This is a genomic window from Actinomadura sp. NPDC048032 (assembly GCF_040653175.1).
Classification (GTDB): domain Bacteria; phylum Actinomycetota; class Actinomycetes; order Streptosporangiales; family Streptosporangiaceae; genus Spirillospora; species Spirillospora verrucosospora.
Window position 1 is genome coordinate 1 of sequence record NZ_JBEZJP010000645.1, and the last position, 3,060, is coordinate 3,060.

Annotated in this window: 4 protein-coding genes; 3 read left to right on the forward strand and 1 reads right to left on the reverse strand. The window is 73.6% G+C overall.

What is annotated here, in order from left to right:
• Positions 1-818 (reverse strand): hypothetical protein (locus tag AB0C69_RS40520; RefSeq protein ID WP_360361817.1); only part of this gene is annotated, 818 nt, incomplete at its 3' end.
• Between the two features lie 226 nt (positions 819-1,044).
• Here AB0C69_RS40520 and AB0C69_RS40525 point away from each other — a divergent pair.
• The 3 genes from AB0C69_RS40525 (at position 1,045) to AB0C69_RS40535 (ending at position 3,038) form a co-directional block, all read left to right on the forward strand.
• A complete protein-coding gene (locus AB0C69_RS40525) occupies positions 1,045-1,833 on the forward strand; it encodes an ABC transporter ATP-binding protein (protein ID WP_345180549.1) in 789 nt (262 codons plus the stop codon).
• A gap of 105 nt (positions 1,834-1,938) precedes the next feature.
• Positions 1,939-2,712, forward strand: a complete 774-nt coding sequence (locus tag AB0C69_RS40530) for a sulfite exporter TauE/SafE family protein (protein WP_345180546.1) — start codon at positions 1,939-1,941, stop codon at positions 2,710-2,712.
• Between the two features lie 89 nt (positions 2,713-2,801).
• Positions 2,802-3,038: a hypothetical protein gene (locus tag AB0C69_RS40535; protein ID WP_345180545.1), complete on the forward strand. Its 237-nt coding sequence runs from the start codon at positions 2,802-2,804 to the stop codon at positions 3,036-3,038.
• The last annotated feature ends 22 nt before the right edge of the window (positions 3,039-3,060 follow it).

Genomic DNA, 3,060 nt, shown 5'->3' on the forward strand with positions numbered 1-3,060 from the left:
GTGAGCCAGCCGCGCTGCGCCGTGCCGATGCCGTAGCGCAGGTGCGCCAGGTGGGGGACGGCGTGGGCGTCGGTGTCGAAGGCACTGTTGCAAGCCGCCACCAGGGCGCGGCGCACGCCGGCGTCCAGGAGGCGGAGGGCCTCGCCGCGGCGCCTCATCTGGTCGGCGCTGAGGCCGCGGTCGTCCATCTGCCGGGCGAGGTCGACGACCAGGGAGAGGCGGCCGGCGAGGGCGGCGACACGGTGGGCGCGGGGCGGGTAGCCGGGGGCCAGCGGGTGGTCGCCGCGGTCGGGGTCGCGCAGGTCGACCAGCGCGTCCGCGATCTCGGGCGGCACGCCCGCGAAGTCGTCGACGGCCAGCAGCGCCTCGGTGGCGTCCCGCATGGCGAGCGTGAGCCGCCGGTCGGCCTCCGCGAGGGACGGGACGTCGGGCGGCGCCGCCGACGCGTCGTGCGTCGTCCAGCGGACGCCGACGTAGGACGAGCCGCGCCGGTCCTCCGACGGGACGAGCCCCATGCCCCGCCCGTCCAGCACCGCGACGGCGGCGGCGCCCGCCTCGATCGCCGCGGCGTTGAAGGACGGCGGCCCGGTCAGTCCCAGCGGGTCGCCCGGTTCGGGCAGGGCCAGCCGCAGCGCCGCCAGGCCGCCGACGCGCAGGTCGCCGAGGCCGCGCCGCAGCGTCACCTCGGCGGGCTCGCCGCCGACGATCTGCGGGCCCGCGCTCTTCTCGACCTCGTCGACGGCCTCGTCCAGGCCGACGTGCCCCGTCAGCCAGGCGTTGCCCCAGGCGACGAGGGCGATCGCGACGGCCCTGCTCATACGTCCGTGCTCATTCTCGGTCTCGTGCGTTCCGCAATGGGCATGCGATCCACGATAAGCGCTCGGATCGCCGGCGCCACCGGACGTAAGGGACCTCTCGCGGCGCGGGGGTGTTCCGAAGCCGTTCCCCTGGTGCGATCCCGGGGGGCCACGGCCGCCCCGGATCGCATAGGTTCTTTCCTGCAAGCGGGAGCACGGACCACCGGATTGGGGACGAAGGCGCGCGATGGCAGGCGAGGTGCTTCAACTCCGCGGAGTCGGGGTCAGGCGCGGCGGGGCCACCCTGCTGCGCGACGTCACATGGACGGTCGACGAGGGCGACCGGTGGGTCATCGTCGGCCCGAACGGCGCGGGCAAGACCACGCTGCTGCAGATCGCCGCCGCCATGCTGCATCCCACCGAGGGCAGCGTCTCGATCCTGGAGGAGGAGCTCGGCCGCACCGACGTGTTCGAGCTGCGGCCGCGGATCGGCCTCGCCAGCTCCTCCGTCGCGGAGAAGGTCCCGGCCGGTGAGACGGTCATCGACCTGGTGCTGACCGCCTCGTACGCGATCCTCGGCCGCTGGCAGGAGGAGTACGACTCGACCGACCTCGACCGGGCCGTCGCGCTGCTGGAGGCCCTCGGCGCCGCCGACCTGATCCGCCGGACGTTCAGCACCCTGTCGGAGGGCGAGCGCAAGCGCGTCCAGATCGCCCGCGCGCTGATGCCCGACCCCGAGCTGCTGCTCCTCGACGAGCCCGCCGCCGGCCTCGACCTCGGCGGGCGCGAGGACCTCGTGGCCCGTCTCGCCGCGCTCGCCGACGATCCGGCCGCGCCCGCCATCGCGATGGTCAGCCACCACGTGGAGGAGGTCCCGGAGGGCTTCACCCACGCGCTGCTGCTGCGGAGCGGGCAGGTCGTCGCCCAGGGCAAGGTGGACGAGGTCTTCACCCCGGGGCACCTTTCGGAGACGTTCGGGCTCCCGCTGACGATCGACCGCCAGAACGGCCGCTGGTACGCCCGCTCGGCCCGCTGAACCGGGCGGGATGCCACAAAACGACCCCCGATCGTCGGCCGCCCGCCACGGCGTCCCTACGATGTACGCGCCGTCGGGAACTCGTAGCGCAGGGATGGGACGGACGTGAATCTGCTTGACGCGGCCGCCGTCTTCGCGGCCGGTGTGGCCGCCGGAGGCATCAACACGGTCGTCGGGTCCGGCTCCCTGATCACCTTCCCGACCCTGGTGGCGCTCGGCTACCCGCCGGTGGTCGCGAACATCTCCAACAACATCGGGCTCGTCCCGGGCGGCGTGACGGGCGCCTACGGCTACCGGCACGAGCTGAAGGGGCAGCGCGGCCGGCTGACGCGCCTGGCCACCGGCTCGTTCGTCGGCGCCGTGATCGGCGGCCTGCTGCTGCTCGGCCTGCCCGCCGAGGCGTTCGACGTCATCGTGGTCGCGCTGATCGTCATCGCGCTGGTGCTGGTGATCGTGCAGCCGCGCCTGCAGAAGTGGATGCAGCGCCGCCGGGAGGGCGAGCACCGGCCGCAGCACGGCGGCCCGGCGCTGTGGGTCGGCGTGCTCCTCGCGGGCGTGTACGGCGGCTACTTCGGCGCCGCGCAGGGCATCATCCTCATCGCCCTGCTCGGCATCATGCTGGACGACGACCTGCAGCGCCTGAACGCGGGCAAGAACGTCCTGTCGGCCGTCGTGAACGGCACCGCCGCGATCCTGTTCACGCTCATGTGGCTGTTCGCCGACGCCGAGATCGACTGGTGGGTCGTGCTGCTCATCGCCGCCGGCTCCACCTGCGGCGGCATGATCGGCGCCAAGGTCGGCCGCCGCATCCCGCCGCTGGCGCTGCGGGCAGTGATCGTCGTCGTGGGCCTCGTCGCGATCGTCAATCTCCTGGCCTGACCAGGGCTTTCGCACCTTTTGGGAGGGTTGCGGGCGCGGCGTTCCGGGTATAAGTCGAATATACGTTCGACTACCGGAGGTTCGCGCGGATGAAGGGCGACAAGGTCGAAATCGTGATCGACGCCGGCGAGGGGACGCGGACGTACGAGGTCGCGGCGAGCCGGGCGGGGCGCCGCGTGGAGATCGCGACGCGGCGCGGCGTCGTGGAGGTCAGCGAGGTCACCCGGACGGGGACCCCCGTCCGCACGGCCCGTTTCATGGCGAGCCGCGTCCTGGCCCTGGTGGAGCACCCCGTGGCCTCCGACGGCCGCGAACCGTCCGGCTGACCGCCGCGGGCCCGGCCCGGCG